Source organism: Paenarthrobacter sp. E2MeOHC11 (assembly GCF_058744955.1).
On sequence record NZ_CP196673.1, the window covers coordinates 4,986,889 to 5,008,385 of the forward strand.

17 protein-coding genes are annotated in these 21,497 nt (G+C 60.2%); 5 read left to right on the forward strand and 12 right to left on the reverse strand.

Annotation, left to right across the window (positions count from 1 at the left end; genetic code table 11):
* Positions 1–69 precede the first annotated feature (69 nt).
* Positions 70–1,440, reverse strand: a complete 1,371-nt coding sequence (locus ACSSVG_RS23035; RefSeq protein WP_492416557.1) for an MFS transporter — start codon at positions 1,438–1,440, stop codon at positions 70–72.
* A 317-nt stretch (positions 1,441–1,757) separates the two neighbouring features.
* Positions 1,758–2,429: a GntR family transcriptional regulator gene (locus ACSSVG_RS23040; protein WP_492416559.1), complete on the reverse strand. Its 672-nt coding sequence runs from the start codon at positions 2,427–2,429 to the stop codon at positions 1,758–1,760.
* Positions 2,430–2,579: 150 nt separating this feature from the next.
* On the opposite strand from ACSSVG_RS23040, the gene ACSSVG_RS23045 reads away from it, so the two are divergent.
* The 4 genes from ACSSVG_RS23045 (at position 2,580) to ACSSVG_RS23060 (ending at position 9,459) form a co-directional block, all read left to right on the forward strand.
* The gene (locus ACSSVG_RS23045) at positions 2,580–4,796 is read left to right on the forward strand and encodes an alpha-ketoacid dehydrogenase subunit alpha/beta (RefSeq protein ID WP_492416561.1); all 2,217 of its coding nucleotides are present in this window, start codon (positions 2,580–2,582) and stop codon (positions 4,794–4,796) included.
* Positions 4,797–4,822: 26 nt separating this feature from the next.
* Complete coding sequence (locus ACSSVG_RS23050; protein WP_492416563.1) at positions 4,823–6,142, forward strand: dihydrolipoamide acetyltransferase family protein; 1,320 nt, start codon at positions 4,823–4,825, stop codon at positions 6,140–6,142.
* Between the two features lie 61 nt (positions 6,143–6,203).
* Complete coding sequence (locus ACSSVG_RS23055) at positions 6,204–7,889, forward strand: thiamine pyrophosphate-dependent enzyme (protein WP_492416565.1); 1,686 nt, start codon at positions 6,204–6,206, stop codon at positions 7,887–7,889.
* A 67-nt stretch (positions 7,890–7,956) separates the two neighbouring features.
* Positions 7,957–9,459, forward strand: coding sequence for an NAD-dependent succinate-semialdehyde dehydrogenase (locus ACSSVG_RS23060; RefSeq protein ID WP_492416567.1), 1,503 nt, complete (start codon positions 7,957–7,959; stop codon positions 9,457–9,459).
* Positions 9,460–9,552: 93 nt separating this feature from the next.
* On the opposite strand, the gene ACSSVG_RS23065 is transcribed toward ACSSVG_RS23060, so the two are convergent.
* The 9 genes from ACSSVG_RS23065 to ACSSVG_RS23105 form a co-directional block, all read right to left on the reverse strand.
* The gene (locus ACSSVG_RS23065) at positions 9,553–10,092 is read right to left on the reverse strand and encodes a nuclear transport factor 2 family protein (protein WP_364304730.1); all 540 of its coding nucleotides are present in this window, start codon (positions 10,090–10,092) and stop codon (positions 9,553–9,555) included.
* 148 nt (positions 10,093–10,240) lie between these two features.
* A complete protein-coding gene (locus ACSSVG_RS23070) occupies positions 10,241–10,957 on the reverse strand; it encodes an NADPH-dependent F420 reductase (protein ID WP_492416569.1) in 717 nt (238 codons plus the stop codon).
* 130 nt (positions 10,958–11,087) lie between these two features.
* Entirely contained in the window at positions 11,088–11,600 is a 513-nt protein-coding gene (locus ACSSVG_RS23075; protein WP_429329765.1) for an NUDIX domain-containing protein, read from the reverse strand.
* Between the two features lie 35 nt (positions 11,601–11,635).
* A complete protein-coding gene (locus ACSSVG_RS23080) occupies positions 11,636–12,175 on the reverse strand; it encodes a flavin reductase family protein (RefSeq protein WP_364304726.1) in 540 nt (179 codons plus the stop codon).
* Positions 12,176–12,189: 14 nt separating this feature from the next.
* A complete protein-coding gene (locus ACSSVG_RS23085) occupies positions 12,190–12,939 on the reverse strand; it encodes an SDR family NAD(P)-dependent oxidoreductase (protein ID WP_492416572.1) in 750 nt (249 codons plus the stop codon).
* A gap of 346 nt (positions 12,940–13,285) precedes the next feature.
* Positions 13,286–15,100, reverse strand: a complete 1,815-nt coding sequence (locus ACSSVG_RS23090) for a flavin-containing monooxygenase (protein ID WP_492416574.1) — start codon at positions 15,098–15,100, stop codon at positions 13,286–13,288.
* A 45-nt stretch (positions 15,101–15,145) separates the two neighbouring features.
* Positions 15,146–16,294, reverse strand: coding sequence for an FAS1-like dehydratase domain-containing protein (locus ACSSVG_RS23095; RefSeq protein WP_492416576.1), 1,149 nt, complete (start codon positions 16,292–16,294; stop codon positions 15,146–15,148).
* Positions 16,291–18,417 carry an acetate--CoA ligase family protein gene (locus ACSSVG_RS23100; RefSeq protein WP_492416577.1) on the reverse strand — a complete coding sequence of 709 codons (2,127 nt, stop codon included), beginning with the start codon at positions 18,415–18,417 and terminating at the stop codon, positions 16,291–16,293. The genes ACSSVG_RS23095 and ACSSVG_RS23100 overlap by 4 nt, the downstream gene beginning before the upstream one ends.
* Complete coding sequence (locus ACSSVG_RS23105) at positions 18,418–18,936, reverse strand: VOC family protein (RefSeq protein ID WP_429329760.1); 519 nt, start codon at positions 18,934–18,936, stop codon at positions 18,418–18,420.
* A 187-nt stretch (positions 18,937–19,123) separates the two neighbouring features.
* Between ACSSVG_RS23105 and ACSSVG_RS23110 the strand changes: the two genes are divergently transcribed.
* Complete coding sequence (locus ACSSVG_RS23110; RefSeq protein WP_492416579.1) at positions 19,124–19,945, forward strand: IclR family transcriptional regulator; 822 nt, start codon at positions 19,124–19,126, stop codon at positions 19,943–19,945.
* On the opposite strand, the gene ACSSVG_RS23115 is transcribed toward ACSSVG_RS23110, so the two are convergent.
* Positions 19,931–21,496, reverse strand: coding sequence for a CocE/NonD family hydrolase (locus ACSSVG_RS23115; RefSeq protein ID WP_492416581.1), 1,566 nt, complete (start codon positions 21,494–21,496; stop codon positions 19,931–19,933). The genes ACSSVG_RS23110 and ACSSVG_RS23115 overlap by 15 nt on opposite strands.
* Between the last annotated feature and the right edge of the window lies 1 nt (position 21,497).

A 21,497-nucleotide genomic window follows, 5' to 3' on the forward strand; every position in this document is an offset into this window, starting at 1 on the left:
CCTGCACCTCATGCCATCCGTGCTCTCTGCCGAATTGCTGGGGCACAGATCCGTGACAGGTTATGACGGTCAGTGCGTTAGGTCCCGCCCCTGGGTTTCCGTCAGGAAAAAGACACAAGCTGCTGTGATGATCCCGGCGACGACGAGATAGAGGGCGACCGACCAGGAAGCCATCGTCGCCGCATAGAGAGCCGTTGCGATAAGGGGCGAGAATCCGCCGCCCATGGTCTGTCCAAGCTGGTATCCCATTGAAGCACCGCTGTACCTGAATTTAGTGGCGAAGAGCTCACTGATCAACGAGGCCAGCGGCCCGTAAATCATTCCAGCCAATATTGTCCCGACTGTCATTGCGACAGTGATCAAAACGGGATTTTTGGTGTCGATAAGGGCAAACATAGGAAATGCCCAGACGGCGAAAGCCACTCCACCAGTGAGAATGACCGGACGACGACCAACGCGGTCGGAGATCGCTGAACTGACCCAGTCACTGAGGCCATAGAAAACGAAAGAGATGGACAAAGCAATAAGACTTACACCCGCGTCGAGCTGCAGACCAATGGTGATGTAACTCAGCAACCACGTCACCAGGATGTAACCCAGCGTGCCGAACCCAAAACTGATTCCGGCTGCGAGGAGGAGCTCTTTGGGGTTGGTCTTGATGACTTCGAGAATGGGTTTGCGGGTAGTCTTCCCCTCAGCCTCTGCGGCCTTGAACACCGGTGTCTCTTTAAGCCGCAGCCGAATGATCAGACCAGTCACGACGAGGATGATCGACAGCAGGAACGGGACTCGCCATCCCCACGCTTCGAAGGTCTCCGTTGGCATGAAACTCAAAGCGAAGAGCACACCGGTCGACAGCAGCCCGCCGATCGCTGACGATGCCGGGATCAACCCTGTGTAAAACCCCCGCTTCTCAGGCGGAGCCGTCTCACTCACCATCAGAATGGCGCCGCCGTATTCCCCGCCGAACGAGAAGCCCTGCACGAACCGCAGAATCACGAGGAAAATCGTTGCCCAAAAGCCGATAGCGGCATAGGTCGGAAGTAGCCCGATGGCAGTGGTCGAAATCCCGGCGATAAGCAGCATGGCTACCAAGACCCGTTTCCGACCATGCAGGTCGCCAACGTGTCCTGCTACCAAGCTGCCCAGCGGGCGGGCTATGAAACCGACCGCATAGGTGGTGAAAGAAGCAAGCAGTGCAGCGGTTGGGTCGAAACTCGGAAAGAACAATTTGCCGAAGACCAGGGCAGCCACCGATCCGTACAGGACGAAATCGTATTGCTCAATAATGTTCCCCACGACGCTGCCGGCAACAGTGCGGTGCAGTAATTTCTTCTGCTCTGGCCCGAACTCGTTGAATTCTGCGGTGTGGACGATTGCCACGTCTTTTTCCGCCGTCGATCGATTTGTCAGCAGGGCCTGCGTCTTCGTTGTCCGCATATGTTCTCCTGTGCTTTTCACCGGCGACAAAGGGTGGCCGGGCTTCGGATGATCTCCGGCCCGAGGCTTCCCTTCTTCCATCGATCCGGTACGCCGACGCTACTTCGCCCTATAACGACACGTCAAGAAAAACTCTCACATTAATTTAATCACTCTCACATTGCGTGAATAAATCTACCGGATGGCCACAGCGCAAGTGCCCGTTCACTGCTTCCGGGGGTGCTGAGCGGCGCCTAGCCACCTGCTCTGCCTGAGGGCGCTGCATCCTGGAAGGCAGCGTCGGCAAGCACGGTCCACGCGGCTCATGCCAGTCACATCTAACGATCAAATATTTCAGGGTGATCCAACAGGGCAATGCGCGTTTTGCGGACGTGCATAGCCAGCAATTCCTCCCCAGAGCGGTTGTCGGCCCGCCGGATGGCCGCCAGCAGTAGCCGATGCTCCAAATTCGTGTCCTCGAGCCCCTCCGAACCGATCAACTGCACGTATGCGCGCCGATAATGCTGGGTGGTATTCCAGAGCCTCTCCACCATCTCCAACAACGTAGGCATGCCAGCATCCCGAAAACTCAGCAGGTGGAATTCGCGGTCCAACTCAACAAAGTCCTCCACCACTGTGCAACTCTCCATCTCCTCCGCCAACTGACTGAGCCGATTGATGGTTGCATCACTGACGTTGCCAATGGCCTGCCCCAGCGCGAGGGGTTCAATTCGTTCGCGGATCAGATACGTTTCCTGGCACTCAGCGAGGTTCATGGAACTCACCCAGGCCCCGGAAGACGCTACGAGCGTGACGAGACCATGCGATTCGAGGATGCGCAACGCCTCACGAATCGGAAGTCTACTGACACCGAATTCTTCCGCGATCTGCTCCTGGCGGATCCTGGTTCCGGGAGGCAGGTGGCCATCCAGGATCCTTCGGCTCAGTTCGTCTGCAATGCGCTGGCTCGCAGCGCCCGACTTCTTCAACAGCACTTCTTCCGTTGCCATACACACAGTTTACGCAAAACATGACCCAATGGATCCATTCAAGGAACTATGGCGCGCTTTACCGGGATACTTCCCTTGAATTGGATCCATTTGCTTGCCTATGGTGAAACGAACGCAAAAGCGATGCACGTACGCCCATGGGAGCCAAAGATGTCAACCACCACGCCCTTGACCTACTCAACAGAGTGCACAGAGCTGAGCACAACTCGTGACGACTGGGACGAAGCAGCTCCCGAGTTGCTCGAATCCATGCTGGTTCACATGCACACCATCCGCATCTTTGAGGAAGTTGTTCTGCAGTTGGCAGCAGAGGGTCTGGTACACGGCCCCGCCCATTCCAGCATTGGCCAGGAAGGCGCAGCCGTGGGGTCCATACTCGCGCTGCAGGGAACAGACGGCGTCAACGGCACCCACCGCGGCCATCACCAGTTCGTGGCCAAAGGTCTGGCCTACCTGTCCCCTAACGGCATGTCGATCATCGACGGCATAAAGAACGACCAGATCACCGAGTTCATCCGGCGGACGATGTCTGAGATTTTGGGTCTCAAGGCCGGCTTCAGCGGCGGCCGAGGCGGATCAATGCACCTGCAGTGGCTTGAGGCCGGAGCCCTGGGCACTAACGCGATCGTGGGCGGCGGTGTGCCGCTTGCCGCGGGCAATGCCTGGGCTCAGCGCCACGACGCAGAAGTCCACGACGACGGCGGGCTGGCGAGCGGTATGGGCGTCACGGTGACCTATTTCGGCGACGGCGCCTCAAATATTGGTTCGACTCTGGAAACATTCAATTTGGCCGCTGCCTGGCGTCTGCCGCTCTGCTTCTACATCGAAAATAATCTCTATGCCGTCTCCACCCACGTTGCCGACGTCACCGGGGAACCTCGGCTGGCGGCTCGTGGGCCCGGCTTCGGCATCAGGTCCTGGCGGGTGGACGGCATGGATCCCCTTGCGGTTTACCTTGCCCAGAAGGCTGCAGTGGAACACATGCGCGCCGGCAAGGGTGCAACACTCATCGAGGCTGAGACATACCGCTATTTCCACCAGAACGGGCCCTTCCCGGGGAGCGCGTTCGGATATCGCACCAAGGAGGAGGAGAAACAGTGGCGTGATCGTGATCCCTTGGCCAAACTGGCCACAGAGATGACCCGGCGGGGCCTCCTCACGGACGAACAACTCAGCGACCTCACCACCCACATCACTGAGCAAATTACGCGCATTGTTGAAGAAATCACGGAGAAGGACCCGGAAAGCGCCAAAGGTGCCCGCCGGATCCGCCCCGCTCTTTGGCCCGATCCCACCTCCGTAGACCGAGATGTCAGGAGCGAACCCGCCTTGACCGGCTCATCGCCCGGCGAACCAACCGAAGCCGGGACTGTCGAGCGTCGTTTCGTGGATGCCATCGCAGATGTACTCGGCCGCCGAATGGACCTCGACCCGGGCGTCCTGGTCCTCGGCGAGGATGTGCACCGGCTCAAAGGCGGCACCAACGGGGCTACCCGCGGCCTGAAAGACACTTATCCCGACCGTGTCCTGGGAACTCCCATTAGTGAAAATGCCTTCGCGGGCCTGGCAGGGGGCCTGTCCATGACTGGACGCTACAAGCCGGTGGTGGAGTTCATGTACTCGGACTTCCTTTGGGTGGCCGCTGACCAGATTTTCAACCAGATCGGTAAGGCCCGGCATATGTTCGGCGGCCAGTCCTCCATGCCTGTGGTTCTTAGGTCCAAGGTGGCAATGGGAGCAGGGTATGGATCCCAGCACTCCATGGATCCCGCCGGCGTCTTCGCCAACAACCCGGGCTGGCGCATCGTGGCGCCGTCAACTCCGCACGACTACGTCGGGCTGATGAATACCGCTTTGGAGCTCCAGGACCCCGTCCTCATTCTTGAGCACGTAGACCTCTACGGAACCAAGGGAACCATTCCCGAAGGGAATCTCGATTACCAGCTGCCTGTTGGTAAGGCTGCGGTTCGCCGGACAGGGCAAGGCGTCACCGTCCTGAGCTACCTGAACATGGTGGACGTTTCGCTTCAGGCAGCCGAGCAGCGACTTGCACTCGATCCCGAAATCATTGATCTGCGATGGCTCGACCGAGCATCTTTGGACTGGGAGACGATCGGTACATCAATCCGGAAAACCAACAACGTCCTGATCGTCGAGCAGGGTGCCCGCGGCACTTCCTACGGCGGATGGCTGGCTGACGAGATTCAGCGCAGATTCTTCGACCATCTGGATCAGCCCATCCAACGCGTTACGGGCAAGGAAGCCGCTCCCAGCATCTCGAAAGTCCTGGAGGCTGCCGCCAATGCCGATCTTGAGGACGTCCTTGACGGCTTCGACGAAGTCGCCCGCAATCTCGGCCTTTTCTGAACCGGAACCATCGAAGGACATTCACTATGGCAACCATCATCACCATGCCCGCAGTAGTGGCAGACGCCACCGAGGCAGCTCTTCAAGACTGGCTTGTAAAAATAGGCGACACCATCGCAGCCGGTCAGCCCATCGCAGAGATTGAGACCGAAAAGGCCACTGTGGAACTGCAGGCTGAGTTTCCCGGCACCGTAGGCAGACTGCTGATTCGACCCGGCACTTCCGTAGGTGTCGGCGAGCCCATTGCTGTGCTCGTCGAAGCCGGCGAAGACGAAGCTTCCATAGACCAACAGATTGCCTCGGCCGGCGGCGCATCGCATAGTCTCGCAGAACATCCCGTCCCCGAGGACACTGAAGCGCCAACTACCCGCCGGGACACCCGGCCTGCTGCTCCCGATGCAACCCCGGCATCCTCCAGCCGGGCTCCTAGTGAGGGCTCACGGGTGTTCGGCTCGCCACTGGCCCGCAAACTCGCAAAGGAACTTGGCATCGAGCTTTCAACCTTGGCAGGCTCCGGACCCAACGGAAGGATCCTGCGCGGGGATGTCGAAGCTGCCCATACGAAGCGGGTTGCCACCCCGGAGTCAGCCTCGAGGTCGGGGTCGGGCGGATCCATCGCGCCGTCCCCATCGGCTGCGCAGCATGTTCGGGGCGTGCAGAACTTCCAGGACGAGCCTCTGTCCGGCATGCGCAAAGCCATCGCCCGGCGGCTTACGGAGTCGAAGAGCACTGTTCCGCACTTCTACGTCTCAATCGACGTGGAAATGGACTCCCTTTTGGCCCTGCGCAAACAGATCAATCAGGACATGTCCGCTCAGGGACAGAAAACAACGGTCAACGATCTTGTCCTGAAGGCTTTGGGGGGTGCTCTCGTAGATGTGCCCGCCGCAAATGCGTCATGGCAAGGTGACGCCATCCGCCGCTATTCCACAGTCGATGTCTCTGTAGCCATCGCGACGACGGACGGCCTCCTTACTCCGGTGGTCCGCGGCCTGGACAATCTTTCCGTCAGCTCATTGGGAAAGGTCATGAGCGACTACAAAGAACGGGCCGGCACCGGCCGCATCCGTCAGCAGGAACTGGAAGGCGGGTCCTTCAGCCTGACGAATCTGGGGATGTACGGGGCACGGGAATTTTCCGCAATTCTCAACCCGCCCCAGGCCGGGATCCTGGCCGTTGGGGCAGCCGAGCAACGTCCGGTGGTGCGCGACGGTGAACTGGCAGTTGCCACTGTCATGAGTTGCACGCTCTCGGCAGACCACCGGGTTGTCGACGGCGCTGTGGCCGCGCAATTGTTGGCCGCATTCAAGAAGCGCATCGAAAGCCCCTTGAGCATTCTCCTGTAATCGCATCCCCCACTGAACCTGTTGCGCAAAGACGCGGCAACCAGCGAAAAGGCCTATTTTCATGACACAAGTAACGGCAGAGCAAGACGAGTTGCGGGGGGACCTGCTTCAGGCATCCCGTAAGTCGGCCGGGCACGTCATTGTTGACACTCTGGCCTCCCACGGCATCAAGCGGGCCCATATAGTACCTGGCGAGAGCTTCCTTGACGTTCTGGATGGTCTTCACGACTCCTCCATCGAAACCATCGTTTGCCGTCATGAGGGCGGTGCCACCTACATGGCCGAGGCTGACGGAAAAATGAACCAGCTGCCGGGAATTGCGATGGTTACCCGCGGGCCCGGCGCAGCCAATGCCCACGTTGGCCTGCACACCGCCTGGCAGGACTCCACACCCATGGTGCTGTTCGTGGGACTGATCCCCTTCGCCCACAGAGACCGGGAGGCCTTTCAGGAGTTCGACATCAAAGCGTGGTTCGACACCGGCGCCAAACGTGTGATGGTCCTCGATCACGCAGAACGCGCCTCCGAAATCGTCGCTGAAGCCCTCTTCGCGGCTATGAGCGGACGGCCAGGTCCCGTCGTCGTCGGACTCCCCGAAGACGTAATCCGCCAGCAGATCCCTGCCGCCCTCCATCCGCCCATTCCGGTCGCCACCGGCGGAATGACCACCGTGGACGCGGCCGCATTGGCCGAGGCCCTGGCCGCGTCCAAGAAGCCATTATTCGTCACCGGCGGAAACGACTGGACCCAGGAAGGTGCCGACCAACTCACCGAATGGCTCGAAAAACACCAGATCCCCGCAGCAGCTGAATGGCGCACTGAAGGCACCATCCCGTTCAGTTCCCCTTCCTACGTCGGCCCCATCGGCTACGGCCGGCCCCGCCCCACCTACGACCTCCTGGAAGAAACTGACCTGCTCATCTTCGTTGGCACGGTCCCCGGAGACGTCATCACGGACGGGTTCCTCTGTCGGCAGGACTGGAACAAGAAGAACTTCCTCGTCACCATCGACCCATCCCTCCGTGGCCGCTCCGGACCCGTCTCCTACCAAATCCTGGCCAAGCCGGACGTCTTTGTCCGCGACTTGGCCAAGATCGACCTTCCCGTGAAGGACGAATGGATGCATTGGACGTCGACGATGCGCAGGGAACAAGAGGCCTTCGCTGCCCTCCCCTCCGCGGCGCCGACGGCAGGTCCCGCGCGGATGGACACCCTGATGGCCAACCTTGTCCCCACGTTGCCTACCAACGCGATGGTGACCCTCGGCGCCGGAGAGCACACCAATTGGGCACATCGATACTTCCCGACCCTGCGCTACGCCTCGATGATCAGCGCGCGCAATGGCTCCATGGGTTACTCCATTCCTTCCGCAATCGCCGCGTCCTTGGAGTACCCGGGCAGGCGAGTGGTGACGATTGCCGGTGACGGGGAATTCCTCATGAATGGCCAGGAATTGGCCACAGCGGCCCAGTATGGCGCCACTCCCCTGGTCATCGTTATGGACAACCAGGAATATGGCACCATCCGCACCCACCAGGAAAGGCACTATCCGCAGCGGATCTCGGGCACCCAGTTGAAGAACCCGGAGTTCGCGCTGATGGCCCAAGCTTTTGGTGGCTTCGGAATCAAAGTAGAACATGATGCAGACGTTCCTGCCGCCATCCAAGCGGCACTGACTGCCATCGAAGAAGACAACGTGTTTGCCCTCATCCATCTGGTGGTTGAGCAGAGAGTCAAGGCTTACTAAACGTTCTCCCGCACCCCCTGCGCGGGCGCCCCTGTTCCATCCCTCTAACTCTTTAGGACTTCCTTTGATGTCTGTTTCTGCGCTGTCCCCTGCCGTTTCATCTGAACGAGAAGCTGCGCTTCTCAAGTCCGTTCCCACCGGCCTACTAATCGGTGGGCAGTGGCGTGACGCATCCGACGGCGGAACTTTCGACGTCCACGACCCGTCAACGGGCGAGGTCCTGGCGACGTTGGCTTCCGCCACGAGTGATGACGCCGTGGCCGCTCTTGACGCGGCTGACGCCGTGCAGGCTTCCTGGGCGCGGACCGCTCCGCGTGAGCGTGCCGAGATCCTGCGTCGTGCGTTCGACCTCGTGATCGAGCGTGCCGATGACTTCGCCTTGCTGATGACCTTGGAGATGGGCAAGCCGTTGGCCGAAGCACGCGGCGAGGTCACGTACGGGGCTGAGTTCCTGCGTTGGTTCTCCGAGGAAACGGTCCGCGATTACGGCCGGTATCTCACCACGCCCGAGGGCAAGAACAAGATCCTGGTGCAGCACAAACCCGTGGGCCCGTGCCTGCTCATCACGCCCTGGAACTTCCCGCTCGCCATGGCCACCCGCAAGGTCGCCCCCGCGATCGCCGCCGGCTGCACCATGGTCCTCAAACCCGCCAAACTCACGCCACTCACGGCACAGTACTTCGCCCAAACCATGCTCGACGCCGGCCTGCCCGCCGGAGTCTTGAACGTTGTCTCCTCCTCATCCGCTTCAGGGATTTCCGGCCCTTTGCTGGCTGACCCTCGCCTGCGGAAGGTCTCCTTCACCGGCTCCACCCCCGTGGGCAAACGGCTCATGGCCGACGCCGCGCAGAACGTCCTGCGCACCTCCATGGAACTCGGCGGGAACGCCCCCTTCATCGTGTTCGACGACGCAGACCTCGATGCCGCCGTGGCAGGGGCAATGGCCGCGAAAATGCGCAACATGGGCGAAGCCTGCACCGCAGCCAACCGCTTCCTCGTCCACTCCTCCGTCGCCGCGGACTTCACCCGCAAGTTCGCAGCCGCGATGGGAGCCTTGGTGACCGGCCGCGGCACCGAACCGTCCACTCAAGTTGGTCCTCTGATCGACGCCGGCGCCCGGGACGACGTGCACGCCTTGGTGAGTGCCGCCGTCGACGCCGGTGCTACCGCCCTCACCGGTGGTAAGCCTGCGGACGGTCCCGGCTACTTTTACCCGCCCACCGTGCTCGCGAACGTACCCAATGACGCGGACATCCTCCGCCAGGAAATCTTCGGACCCGTAGCCCCGGTAACCTCCTTCGACACCGAGGAGGACGCCATCCGTCTGGCCAATGCCAGCGAATACGGCCTGGCCTCCTACCTCTACAGCAAGGACTTCAACCGTCTGCTCCGGGTCGCAGAACAGATCGAATTCGGCATGGTCGGATTCAACGCCGGCGTCATCTCCAACGCCGCAGCACCCTTCGGCGGTGTGAAGCAATCCGGCCTGGGCCGTGAAGGCGGCTCCGAAGGCATCGCCGAATACACCACCACCCAATACATCGGCATCGCAGACCCCTACGCAGTCTGATACCGCACAAAGCCAAAGCGCCTGCCGGCCCCGTCATGGGGCTGGCAGGCGCTTTGCTATTGGTTCACGGACGGGAACCGCTGCAGGGGCAGGCTAACGGGAGAATTCGGTCGGCGGACTTTCGATCCAGTCGAGGTAGATCGGGTCCTGCGGATACCAGGCTCCCCAGTGCGAGACACGGGGAACATTCACGACGTCCCAGTCGGCGTTGACGGGCCGTACATCGATCCAGTCCCAGATGCATGTGCGATGAAGGATCTTCCACACCCCGTCGCGCTTCTCGCACAAGTCGCGGTAGCGGCCGGCTTGGAACATGGTCACTTCGGGATCCTTGAACGGAACTACGCAGATGAACATGCTCTCGCGCTTGGCGCGGTCCCCGTCGATCTCGGACAGCACATTGGAAATGTGGTGGCTGCAGCTGTGGATTTTATCGTGCCAGGTCATGGCAGCATCCGCCCAGCCGTGGCCGTTTCCAACGTAGCTGCCGTGATCGTCAAATGAATCAGGCCAGTAGGTGGATCTCATCAGCTCGTGGTCGTGCCGGTCGGCGCCCCTCGCATACAGCATCAGGTTGTCGTGGAGGGCCTGCTTGTCATACAGCTCAGTCAATTGAGCATCTGTCAGGGACATAAATCCAGCTCTTTCTACTCATGCACCGGGCCTGCTTCTTTGCCGGCCCCGCTTGGAACAACGCTAGGAGCTGAAGCTGTAGGGCAAATAGGTATACCCGTGCCATGAGGTTATGAAACAGCGTCAATCATGGGCGGCCAGCGGTTTTTTAGAACTTTCGCGCTCCAACCCGGACCGGTTCAACATTCTTCAACGCCTCGTTCAGCCGCTCGGCCGAAACGGGTCCTGCTGCGGATTCGAGCAGCTTCTCGTCCGGGGTCGAGGGATCGGCCACGTACAGCCTGGTGTAGGCCGTGGTTTCCGGTTCGAAACGCCAACTCTCAGCCAGCGGACCGGCGTCCACAGTGTCGAAGCCCAGTTGGTCAATGAGTCTGACCACCTTGGATTTCGCGGCGGCGTCATCTCCGGCAACCGGCAGTGCGGTCCGGTCAGCGGCACCTGAAGGACGCGCCAGTTCGGGGATGTGATGGGCCAGGATGTTGTTGAACGCTTTGGTCAGTCCGGCTCCCGGGAAGTGTCGAAGAACCAACTCACTGGTGGTCAGCCTTTCCTCGTCCAGTTCAGCAACCCTTCCATCCCGGAACGGGTAGTAGTTGGAGGTGTCCAGTATCGCCTTGCCGGCGAGGAGCGAAGCAGGAATGGACGTGTGTGCCGTCAACGGTATGGACAACACGACGACGTCTCCGGCCTCGGCCGCCTGTTCAATGGACCCTGCGGACGCCAGGGGTCCCAACTCCGCCACGAGGCTGGCAAGACTCTCCGGCCCGCGGGAATTGGCCAGTACTACAGGGACGCCAGCATTTACGGCCAGACGAGCGATTGCAGTGCCAATGTTGCCGCTGCCAATGATTCCTAGGGTGGACATATGTATATTTTCCTCTGAGTGTGTGGTGGATGGGGGAACCTCGAACGTTTTGGCCCGTATTGGGCCCAGCACCGCATGAGCCGGTTGCGCAGCGACGACCTCAAGGTCATCTTTCCGGGACTTCTGGATCTCATCCTCCAGGAGGCCGCCCCGGGTCATACGCCGAAGCGATAGCAGGGACGTGCCCTGTCGCATCGAGCACGTTGTCCAGCCAGACCACTCTGTTGGCGAATCGCTTGGCCTTGTGCGGAGCTGTCCACCGGTAGGCATCATTTTCCCAGTTGACCTTCAGCCGACGACGGGATGTCAAGGCAGTGAAAGTGTGAATGAGCCATGGATTCCCCAAACCGTCTGCCACCACCAGGTCCGGTCCCGGGAGGAGACGCAGGAGATCCTTGGGTTCCAGACCAGTTTCTTCAAACAGCTCCTCAAGGGTCTGCTGTTCGGGTGTGGCTCCGGCTTCCATAAAGCCGGTAATGCAATGCCAAAGGCCACTGTCGTGACCGAGGTTTCGGCTCCTTCTGAACAGGGCAATTTTGTCCCGCCACTGGACGACGGCCGCTATCACGGTATGACCCGGTGGGATGTCGCGGGCAGCGTGAGAGGAAAAACCAACGCCGGACGCCGTTTCAATGGCGCTCATAACTTCCTTCCATCACTCCACCAGGGTCAGCATGGTTAGACGACGTCGATCGACTGAGCGTTAACAAGCTCGCGGAACTTGGCGCCGTGCCAAATGAGCGGTTCGTTGTCGCCGACTCCCAGCTTCTCAACTTCAAGGAGCGCCATCCAGTGGTCGCCGGCTTCTGACACCTCGTGGATCGAGCACTCAAGCCACAATGCCGCGTCTTCTATGAAGACGGCCCCGTTCTCCCCGACGTCGATTGCCACCTGCTCAAAACGTGCGGCGCGGTCCTTGCCTGCGAGCTTTCGGGTGAGATGTCCCTGACCCTTGCCAAAGATCGACACCCCGAGTGAAGCTGCATCCTTAATTTGTTCCCAAGTCTCCGACGACTTCTGCACAGCTACGGCGACGAGACATGGTTCGAGCGACACTCCAACCATGAACGAAGATGCCACGAGTGCATGCTTCTCATCACCGGCTTCGACCGCGAGCACCGCAACACCGGAGGGAAACTGTGCAAAAGTGCTTCGTACCTTCAAAGGATCGTTGCCGAATGTACTGACCTTCGGCCTGGTCAAATATTTCTGGCTCATGGTTGGTCTTCCAGTTATGCAGCGGTCTGTCCACCGTCGATGGGGAGAGCGATACCCGTAATGAACGAAGACTGGTCGCTCGCCAGGAAAAGAACAGCATCCGCGATTTCTTCTGCGGTTCCGACGCGACGCAAGGGCACCATATTGATCAGATAGTCGGCTGCCGCGGGGTTTTCCGCGAGAGCTTCCTCCATCATTGGGGTCCTGATGGGGCCGGGGCAGATGGAGTTTGCCCGGATATTCTGCTCTGCATATTCAAGGGCGATAGTACGGGTCAGCCCGAGGAGCCCGGTCTTTGCGGCACTGTAACTGCCGTACAAAGGCGTACCCATCAGCGCAGCTGCCGAAGCCACGTTGACTATCGATCCACCGCCGCGCTGCGCCATGGCTGGAATGGCGTACTTCATCGTGAGGAATGCGCCCCGGAGATTCACGTTGATCATCTTGTCAAAGTCAGATTCCAGCGCCTCATGGTGTTGCACCATTGGAGCATTGGCACCTGCAATGTTGCAGAGAATGTCCAGTCCGCCAAACTCGCTGACAGCCAGGTCGACCATTGCCTTTGCGTCTGCGGCCTTTGAGATGTCGGCTTGGATCGGCACCGTGCGTTCTCCTAGCTCCACAGCAGTTTTCTCTTGGGCTCCCGAGAAGTCTGCCAACACGATGTTGGCGCCGTGCTGATGAAACAGGCGGGCAGCCGCCAAACCCATGCCTGAGCCGGCACCGGTGATGATGGCGGTCTTGCCTTCGAGTATGTTGCTCATTGTCATTCCTTAATATCCGTGTGGTTTGTGGGTAGTCGCGGCCTTAGCGTCGACGGCCGGATGTGGGTACTGAACTCGGCAAGCTCACTGGATCTCCTTTGACGTCAGTGTGTCGGCTTTCGCTGCTAAATCCGCCCACAATTAACGCTAAGAGCGGGTGGGTTTGCACCGGCATGGCCATCGGCGCCAACAAGGAAGGAAACTGCGCCAAAATATTTCCCCCATCTGCGCAAGCCGGGTGTGACCGTGGCCTGGGCGTCGCCAAATACATGGCAAGCAAGAACAAAAGAGCCCCCCGGCAGCCGAACTGGATGACCAGCACGGCTCCCGGGGAGCTGGCGGTGACCTACTTCGCCGTGAGTACGGCGTCTCGGCTTCGGCCCTCAATCACGGCTTGTCCTGGATTGCCAGTTGATAAGCCCTTAGTAAAAACGAAGCCGCGGTAGTCGTCGGAGACAACTTCCTCCACTTTCTTGACGTACTTGTCAAAGCCACCGGCGTACGGGATGAAATAGCGCGAACCGTCATATTTGTTGACGTGGACCATGTAGTTGTCCACGGCCCGGCGCAGTAGCGGCGCTGCAATCTCATTGCAGTGATCGCCCCACTCCCGCTCCGCCTCCAAACTCGCCTCAATGCGTGTGGCGTCCTTCTTTTCGGCATGCGCAATGATGTCCGCCACAAAATCGACGTGCTGGTTATTCCCCACGAAGAAGTTTGCCAGCACACTTGGACTTTGTGCGCCGGTGAGCATAAACAGGTTCGGGAATCCATGGGTCATGACACCCAAATGGGTCTGCGGCTTGTGCTTCCACCGGTCGCTCGGCTGCTGACCGAATTCGTTTCGGACGTTGGCCTGGTCCAAGGCGCCCGTAAAGGCCTCGAACCCTAGGGCGAAGACGATCAGGTCAACTTCATACTCGTTGTTTCGGGTTTTGATCCCGGTCTTGGTGATCTGTTCGATAGGTTCACTTCTCAAGTCAACGAGGCTGACATTGCTCTGATTGAAGATCGGGTAATAGCCGGTATCAATGCACAGGCGTCGGATGCCGATCGGGTAGGACGTGGGCATCAGCTTCTCAGCGGTCGCGGGATCATCGATCATGTCGCGGATCTTGCCGCGGACGAATTCTGCGACGACGTTGTTGACGTCGATGTCCGTCCCCTGGTCGGAGAAAGTTCCCAAGAGTGTCTGGCCCCCGAACGCCCATCTGGATTCGAGAATCTGCTGCTGCTGCTCCTCGGAGAAGTCTGAGGCCTTGCCCGCAAAACCCTGCATGACATAGCCGACCGGAGAGTTGTACGACTCATCGCGCAGTTGCAGAACCTTCTTATTGAGGCGCGCCTTCTTCCGCGTGTCCGCAGGCCCATTGTGTGCAGGAATTGAGTAGTTCGGGGTCCGCTGCAGGACATGGAGTTGCCCGGCAGTCTTTGCGATCTCCGTGGCAGCCTGCACACCCGACGATCCCGTTCCGATGAGCGCCACGCGCTTGCCGGCGATTTCGACGGGTGTTTGGGGCCAGTGTGCGGTCTGATACCACTCTCCCTCGAAGTCATCGAGTCCCGGGAAATCCGGCTTACGCGGCTTGGAAAGCTGTCCGGTTGCCATTACCAGGTAGCGCGCCCATACCGTGCGGCCAGTATTGGTCTTGATGAGGTACTTGTTCTCGTGGGGCTGCCAGTCGGCAGATGTCACCCACGTGCTCAGCGAGAGGTTACGGCGCACATCGAGGCGGTCCGCCACGTAGTTGAGGTACCGCAGGATCTCGGGCTGTGCGGCGTATCGCTCACTCCAATCCCAACCCGCGTAAAGCTCAGGGTCAAACATGAAGGCATAGCTGTGGCTTTCCAGGTCGACGCGGGCACCCGGATATGCGTTGTGATACCAGACGCCCCCGACACCGTCGGCTCCTTCGAAGCCGTGTACGTCGTGGCCCAGATCGGCGAATCGGTGAAGGGCATAAATGCCGCCCATTCCCGCGCCGATCACGACGACGGAATATTCTTCCGGCTCGCCTGTGGGGTTCTGGATGTGATTTCCTACTTTAGATAAACCCACCGGATCTCCTTTGATGTCAGTGTGTCGGCTTCTGCGCCGATCCTTGTTCACAAATAACGCTAAGAGCCGCCGGGGTTGGACCGGCACGGCAATAGATGCCAATAAGGCGGGAAAATGCGTCAGTTGTTCATCTGGTCCACGATTGGGTCAGACGATCCGGGCCTCGGCCAGCGAGACGACCGCAACAGCACTCGTCGATTCCACGCCCAGTTGGTTCATGGCCTTCACTGTGACCTCGGCGCATGCTCCAAGATGCTCATCGCGGAACGTTCGGGTGACCTCGCCTCCGATCCACTGGGTGTCGCCGAAGACGCCCGGCTGCTTTATTCGTACAGAAAGCGAGACGAGATCCGCGTCGTCCCCCATCCAGTTGGTCACGCAGTGTGCCATCCACGACACCCGCTGGTTGCCGTTGTCGTATGCGCCCGGCATACCGATGGCGTGCGCCATCGCAGCATCCTGGTGCCCCAGGCTGGGGAAGGGCTCGGAAAGGAAGTGCTCAGAACCCAGGTTTGTTGGCGCGCTTGGGTCCCCGTTCCGCACCCGCTCCTGCTGCCGAACGCGGGTCTCAACGCCGCGATAGCCTGCGGTACCGATTGCCCCGGCATAGTATGCGGTCATGGTGATGAGGTCGAGCGGACCTTTGACTACCTGCGGTAAAACGTCGCCAACGGACACTGTCTCTGCAAAGCGAGTGCGCTGGCCACGGATCTCCTCGGCTAAGATCGCGGCGCGAATCTGTTCCTTCTCCTCGTCAGTGTAGACATGGGGGTCCCGAGGCTCGTGCATACGCTGCCCCTCGGAGCTTCGAGCCACACAGACGATTGTGTTGCGAACGATTCCCACAAGCTCCTCGCCAACAAAGTAGTCAGTCCGCCCCACCTGCTCCACCAAGCGGCCGGAGCGGCGGCCCACACGTTCACGAACATCTTCGACGAAGGCTCGGGCACGGACACGCTCACCCAGGCGGATCGGCCGGCGGAAGTCGAGGTCGGCACCCAGGTGTATAGCTTGGATGCCCTCTGACATTCCCATCGCAACTTCGGCGTCGCACACGGAGTAAAGGAATGTAGGGGGTGCGATCCTCGTGCCGTAACGCGTTGCCTGCGCGTACGAATCCGACAACCACAGTGGGTTCTCATCCCCAATCCCCCAGGCGTAGTGCCGAATTGAGTCGGTGCTGGCCTCCTCGTTCCATTGGACAACAACGGCTGACTGGCCGATGAAGCTCTTCATGTAGGCGACGTCGTCATCGGTGATCTGCCGGGCAGGTACAACGGTCGTGGCCGTGTTCATGGTGTTGCTCCTGGCCTGGGGGTGTAAACCGACACGACGGCATCGACGACGGTGACGGTAGCTGATGTCGGGTCGGCAAGGATCGGATTGAACTCGAACTCGTGGATGTTCCCGCGCTGTTCCGCCCAAGCAAGAATGTCCATCACCGTAGTGGTCAGCGTGTCGAGGGTCTTCTCGCTGCCCTCACCCCGAAGACTGGAGGCCACCACGCGCGAATCGCCAATGGCTTGACGGACTTCCGGCCGGGACACTGGCAGCGGGAGGATGCTGATGTCGTCAAGCGCCTCCGTCATCCCGCCTCCCGCGCCGATGACCAGGACTGGACCGAACTCTGGATCGCGACGCAGTCCCACCAGGACTTCGGTCTTCCCTGGAGCCATCGCTTGGACAGAGATGGTCGCGGCCTCCCCTTGAATGGATGCGAGCTGGGACCCTGCGGCGCGGGCGCCGTCTGAATCCTTGACGCCGATGAAAACGCCTCCGACGTCTGCCTTGTGAAGGATTTCTGCATCATCAATCTTGATGGCTACGGGGAAGCCGACCTCCTCGGCAGCGCGCACGACGTCGTCAACATCGCGGACGGCGCGGCTTGCCGGTACAGGAACGCCGGACTTCGCTAGCGATTCGGCCGCCTCCCGCCACGTCAGGTTGCACGTCACGCCGGTTGTCACACTCTTCAGCATCTCCCCCACCAGATCGCCGCGCTTGGCACGCGTGCTCTGGACCCGCGCCCAGGAGGCGGCGGCCGAAATGGCATCCAGAGCCCGCCCGGCTGTAGGAAGGGACAGGACACCTGCCTTGCGCAGGATTCCGGCCTGGTCTGCCGTAACCCGGTCGTCCTCCGACAGAGGGACCACCATGAGGCGCACTCCCGCTGGGATGGTCATCGCAGCGATACCGGCCGCCAGCTCATCGAAGTCGTGCGCAAGCCGGGTGGCCGTGACAATCACCCAACCGCCCGGCGTCGTGGTGAGAACCTGCCCCACAATCCGAAGGTAATCGGCGGTTGTTGACTGTACGCCGACGTCGATCGGATTGCCGAGGTGATTGCTGCCCACGGCCTCGCCTATCGAGCGAAGAGCTGCCGGGTCAAGATCGCGGAACGTCAGGCCGCGGTCGTCGGCGAGGTCATTCCAAAGCCCTACCTGGGCGCCGGAGGTGGTGACGACGGTCAGCTCCTGCTCGCGGTCGGAAAGCCGCCCATGGAAGACGTCGAATGTCTCGGCCAGATCAAGGAGTTCCTCCGGCGAGGTGCACACCATCCCGAAACGGTGGCGGAGGACGCTCAAAGCGACGCGACCGCTGCCGGCAAGCTTGCCGGTATGGGACTGGGCGCTCATGGCTCCTCGGGTGGACCGCCCCAGCTTCAGGACGATGACCGGGATACCGCGGTCCCCTGCCGCAGTTGCTGCGGCCTCCAGGTCATCGTTCGCGCTGAAGCTCTCTACGATGCATGAGAGGACATGCGTGTCCGGATCCGCGCCCAGCCACTGCGCCCAGTCGGTAAAGCCCGTAGAGATCTCATTTCCGGAGCTCGCCCAAGCGCTCAACCCGCTCGCACCGCGTGCGGCGAGGGACTGCATGAGGGCATTTCCCAGTCCCCCGCTTTGGCTGAAAAGCGCCACGTGACCGGTCGGGATCGCGTTGCGTTGCAGGACCGATGAGAAGGTTGCAGTCAGCGACCGGCCCACGTGCATGAAGCCGATGCAGTTCGGGCCAATGAGTCGCGTGGTGCCCTTGGCCAATTCCGCACGGATACGCTCGTCACGGTCATGCCGCCCGGTTTCGCCGAAGCCGGCTGCAAACGCGACAGCGAAGGGGACGCCGAGCGCAACGCATTCACGAAGATCTTCGATGACCCTGTCGGCGGGTCCTACCAAGACGGCAACGTCAGGTACTTCGGGGAGATCAGAAAGTGTCTCTACAGTGGGGACACCGAGCACTTCCTTGTGCACGCTGCTGACAGCGTAGTACCGCCCTTCGAACCCTAGGCGGGAGAGGTAATCGAGTGTCCGTCCTGAGGTTTTCCACGGGTCCCGGGAGGGGCCGACCACGGCCACGCTCTCTGCCTTCAGTGGGTTGTCAATACGCACGGGGCTCAAAACGGCTTTACTGTCCAACACTTAAATTCCTCCAGTCCGTCGCACGGTCCCAGGCCTGCGGGTGGCTGGGATCTCTATTGCCTCGACCACCACGCCGAGATCACGATCGGTGTCAAAGTAGGCGAATCCGCCGTCGCCCTCCTGCCCATAACCGCGCGCGGTTTGTGTAATGCGGTAACCGGACTTTTCCATAAGCGAGATTGCCGCATCCAGGTTCTCAACGAAAACACCCAGGTGGTGTAGTCCGCTGTGGCCCTGCTCGATGAAATCGTGGTAGATGCTGGGGCCCGCCAAAGGCTGAATCAGCTCAACCTGCGGATTGGCTCCGCCCATGGCAAGGCGCATGGCGAAAGTACCTTCCTCGTCGCCATAGCGGGACCACGGCATGAACTCCTTGTCGTAGCGGTAGGAATTCCACTCTTCGATGCCGAAGGCTCGTCCATACAGATCGATGGCTTGGTCGAGGTCCTCCACGAGGATGCCGATCTGCCCCACGCTTCCGATTGGAATTGCACCTTCGATACCCCGTGTTAGGGGCATGTCTGCGGCTTCCCTCATATCAGCAGCTCCGGCATCGTCGCCGTTTCCACCTAATTCTCTTGTTGTGATAATAGCTTTCATAATGTAATAACTACGCTTCCTTCATCTTGCTGTCAATGGATATTCGTTCGTTCGTAGAGACGATGCGAAGCTGGTCCTTCTTTCGCCATGTGCGTATGATTTCCGCATGGCAAGTACAGCGAAGGCAACCGATAAAACGCCCGCCGGGACAGACGCACCGAAGGACCTTGTTCAGTCCGTCGCCCGCGCCCTCAACATCGTGGACGTGATCGCCGCAGCCAAGGAGCCGATGCGGGCACAATCGATAGCCAGTGCAGTAAACCTGCACATCGCCACTACGTCGCACTTGCTGGCGACGCTCGTTCATGCCGGTTATTTGGAGCGCAATGAGCGCACCTATAAACTCGCTGCCGGAAAGATGCTTGACTTGAGTTCGCGGGTGGAAGAAGACTGGCGCCCCTCGCCCTTTGCCCTAAGTCTTTTGCATCAGGTGGTCGAGGCCACAGGTGAGAGCGCCTACCTTTCCGCGTGGCAAGGAAGCACTGTAACTGTCGTCGCCGTAGAGGAAGGCAGCCATGCTGTCAGGGTGGCCGACCTCCGCGTTGGCGTTTCCGGCGATATTCACGCGCGTGCTTCCGGTAAAGCCCTCCTCGCCTTCGGTCCGGAATCCCAGCTGGATCGGCTTCGGTCCGTCAACGGGCAACTTGCACGGCGAACCGACCAGACGATCACCGTACTGCCGGATTTTCTTGCTGATCTCGAGCTGACCAGGTCCCGAGGTTACGCACTGGACCACCAGGAGTACGTCACGGGCGTCTGCGCCATGGCAGTTCCCATTTTTGAAGGATCACAACGCCCCCGCACTGCCCTGTCCATCACGGTTCCCCTTCATCGCTTCACCAACGAGGAGTATTTCCAACGGTGCCTCGATGCCCTGATGGAAGCTCGCCGCCTGGACGACGAAGAAGGCGGCTCAAGCCAGGCTTAGTACTTCAAGTTCCAATACCGGCCCCCCATCCCCATAAAGGATGTCCAAGGACGACCGTGGCCCGTCCTCAAGTCGAGGAAAGTCCGAGCTGGCAACGTAGATGCACAAACGGCTTCCTTTCGGTAGCCGAACCGCGGTAGAGCCCAGCCTCACGGAGACTGGTTTTCCGCTTCCAGCATCAAAATCGCAGTATGACGAGCCCTCGCAGAGCCATTCCGGGGAATCGTCGTCGCCCAGGATTGCCAGCTTGACTACGACGGGTGTCGGGCCATCAACACGCACCGTTAGCCTGCAATTGGCAGTTCCGAGGATCTCGATGTCTTCGGCCAGAGGATCGGAAACGAACATCTGCACGTCATTTCGCACGCCCAAGGCGTCCAGCAAGCGCGGACCGGAATTGGCGCCGACCTTGTAACCCGGGAAAAATGTTCTTCCGCCAATGGTTGGAACCGGAGATTCCAACACTGCCCCGGGGAGGGTATTAGCGCTCATTTGAGTGCTCTCTGCTTCGGCGGGATGCAGTTGGAGCCGCAGTCGGTGGGCGTTGTCAGGCGGCCAGCTTGAGAAGTCCCGCCATGCATCAGCTCCCATGGAGAAGACGCTCACAGGATGTTCAATTGGCGTGCGGCCATCGCGAACTTCCTCCAACCAACGGAGCTGGAGGGATGTCGGGTCCAGACCATCAAATGAGGATGCCGGACCAAACGAGCGGGCCGGAAACCAGCCGCCCATAAGTCCGTGCGCCCAGGGCCCGATCAGCAGACGGTCATGTGGGTGCTGGGTTCCGGCCGCCCGTCTTCGCACGAAGCTCGCCACTGTTCCTGGAAGAAAGATATCGAACCAGCCGCCGATGACAAATGCTGGTACTTCCACCCTTCCGGCCAGCTCGGGTTCCACCAGTGAAGTGCTCCGATCCCGCCAGTCCTGCAAATATGGTGCGAAGTCTCCTGTTTCCTCGATCAGCTGGTGGAAGGTGCGGATGCGCCCCTCTGCCACGCTCCGCTCCAAGGCAGCAATCCGGGGACGGCTTTCCTCATCCAATTTGCTGCTGGCGAGGAGGATTGAAATCCAGTGCGCGAGGAATCCCAACACCACGTTCTCGTCTTCATGAAGCCAGCCGGAATGTACATCGTCTGCGGTGACGGCCGGAACAATACCTATAAGTCCCTCAGGTTTTCTCGCCGCTGCCAACCACTGACTGATACCGACGTATGAGCCGCCAACCATGCCCACTTGACCATCCGACCACGGTTGGTCCCGGATCCAGTGGATGGTGTCCACACCGTCGTCGGCTTCGTTGGCAAAGGGCACAAAGTGGCCTCCGCTTCGAAAGCGGCCTCGCACATCCTGGACCACTACCACCCAGCCGCTTTCCACAGCGCGCAGGATGTTGATCCACGTGTTTGCGTGCGCTGGGTCATCTTTGCAGTAGGGCGTACGGATGAGCACCGTCGAGCGGGGTGCGCCGTCATGTGGTCGGTACACATCTCCGGAGAGGGTGACGTCGTCGCGCATTGCGATAGGGACGTGCTTTTCGACTATCAGGTTCATG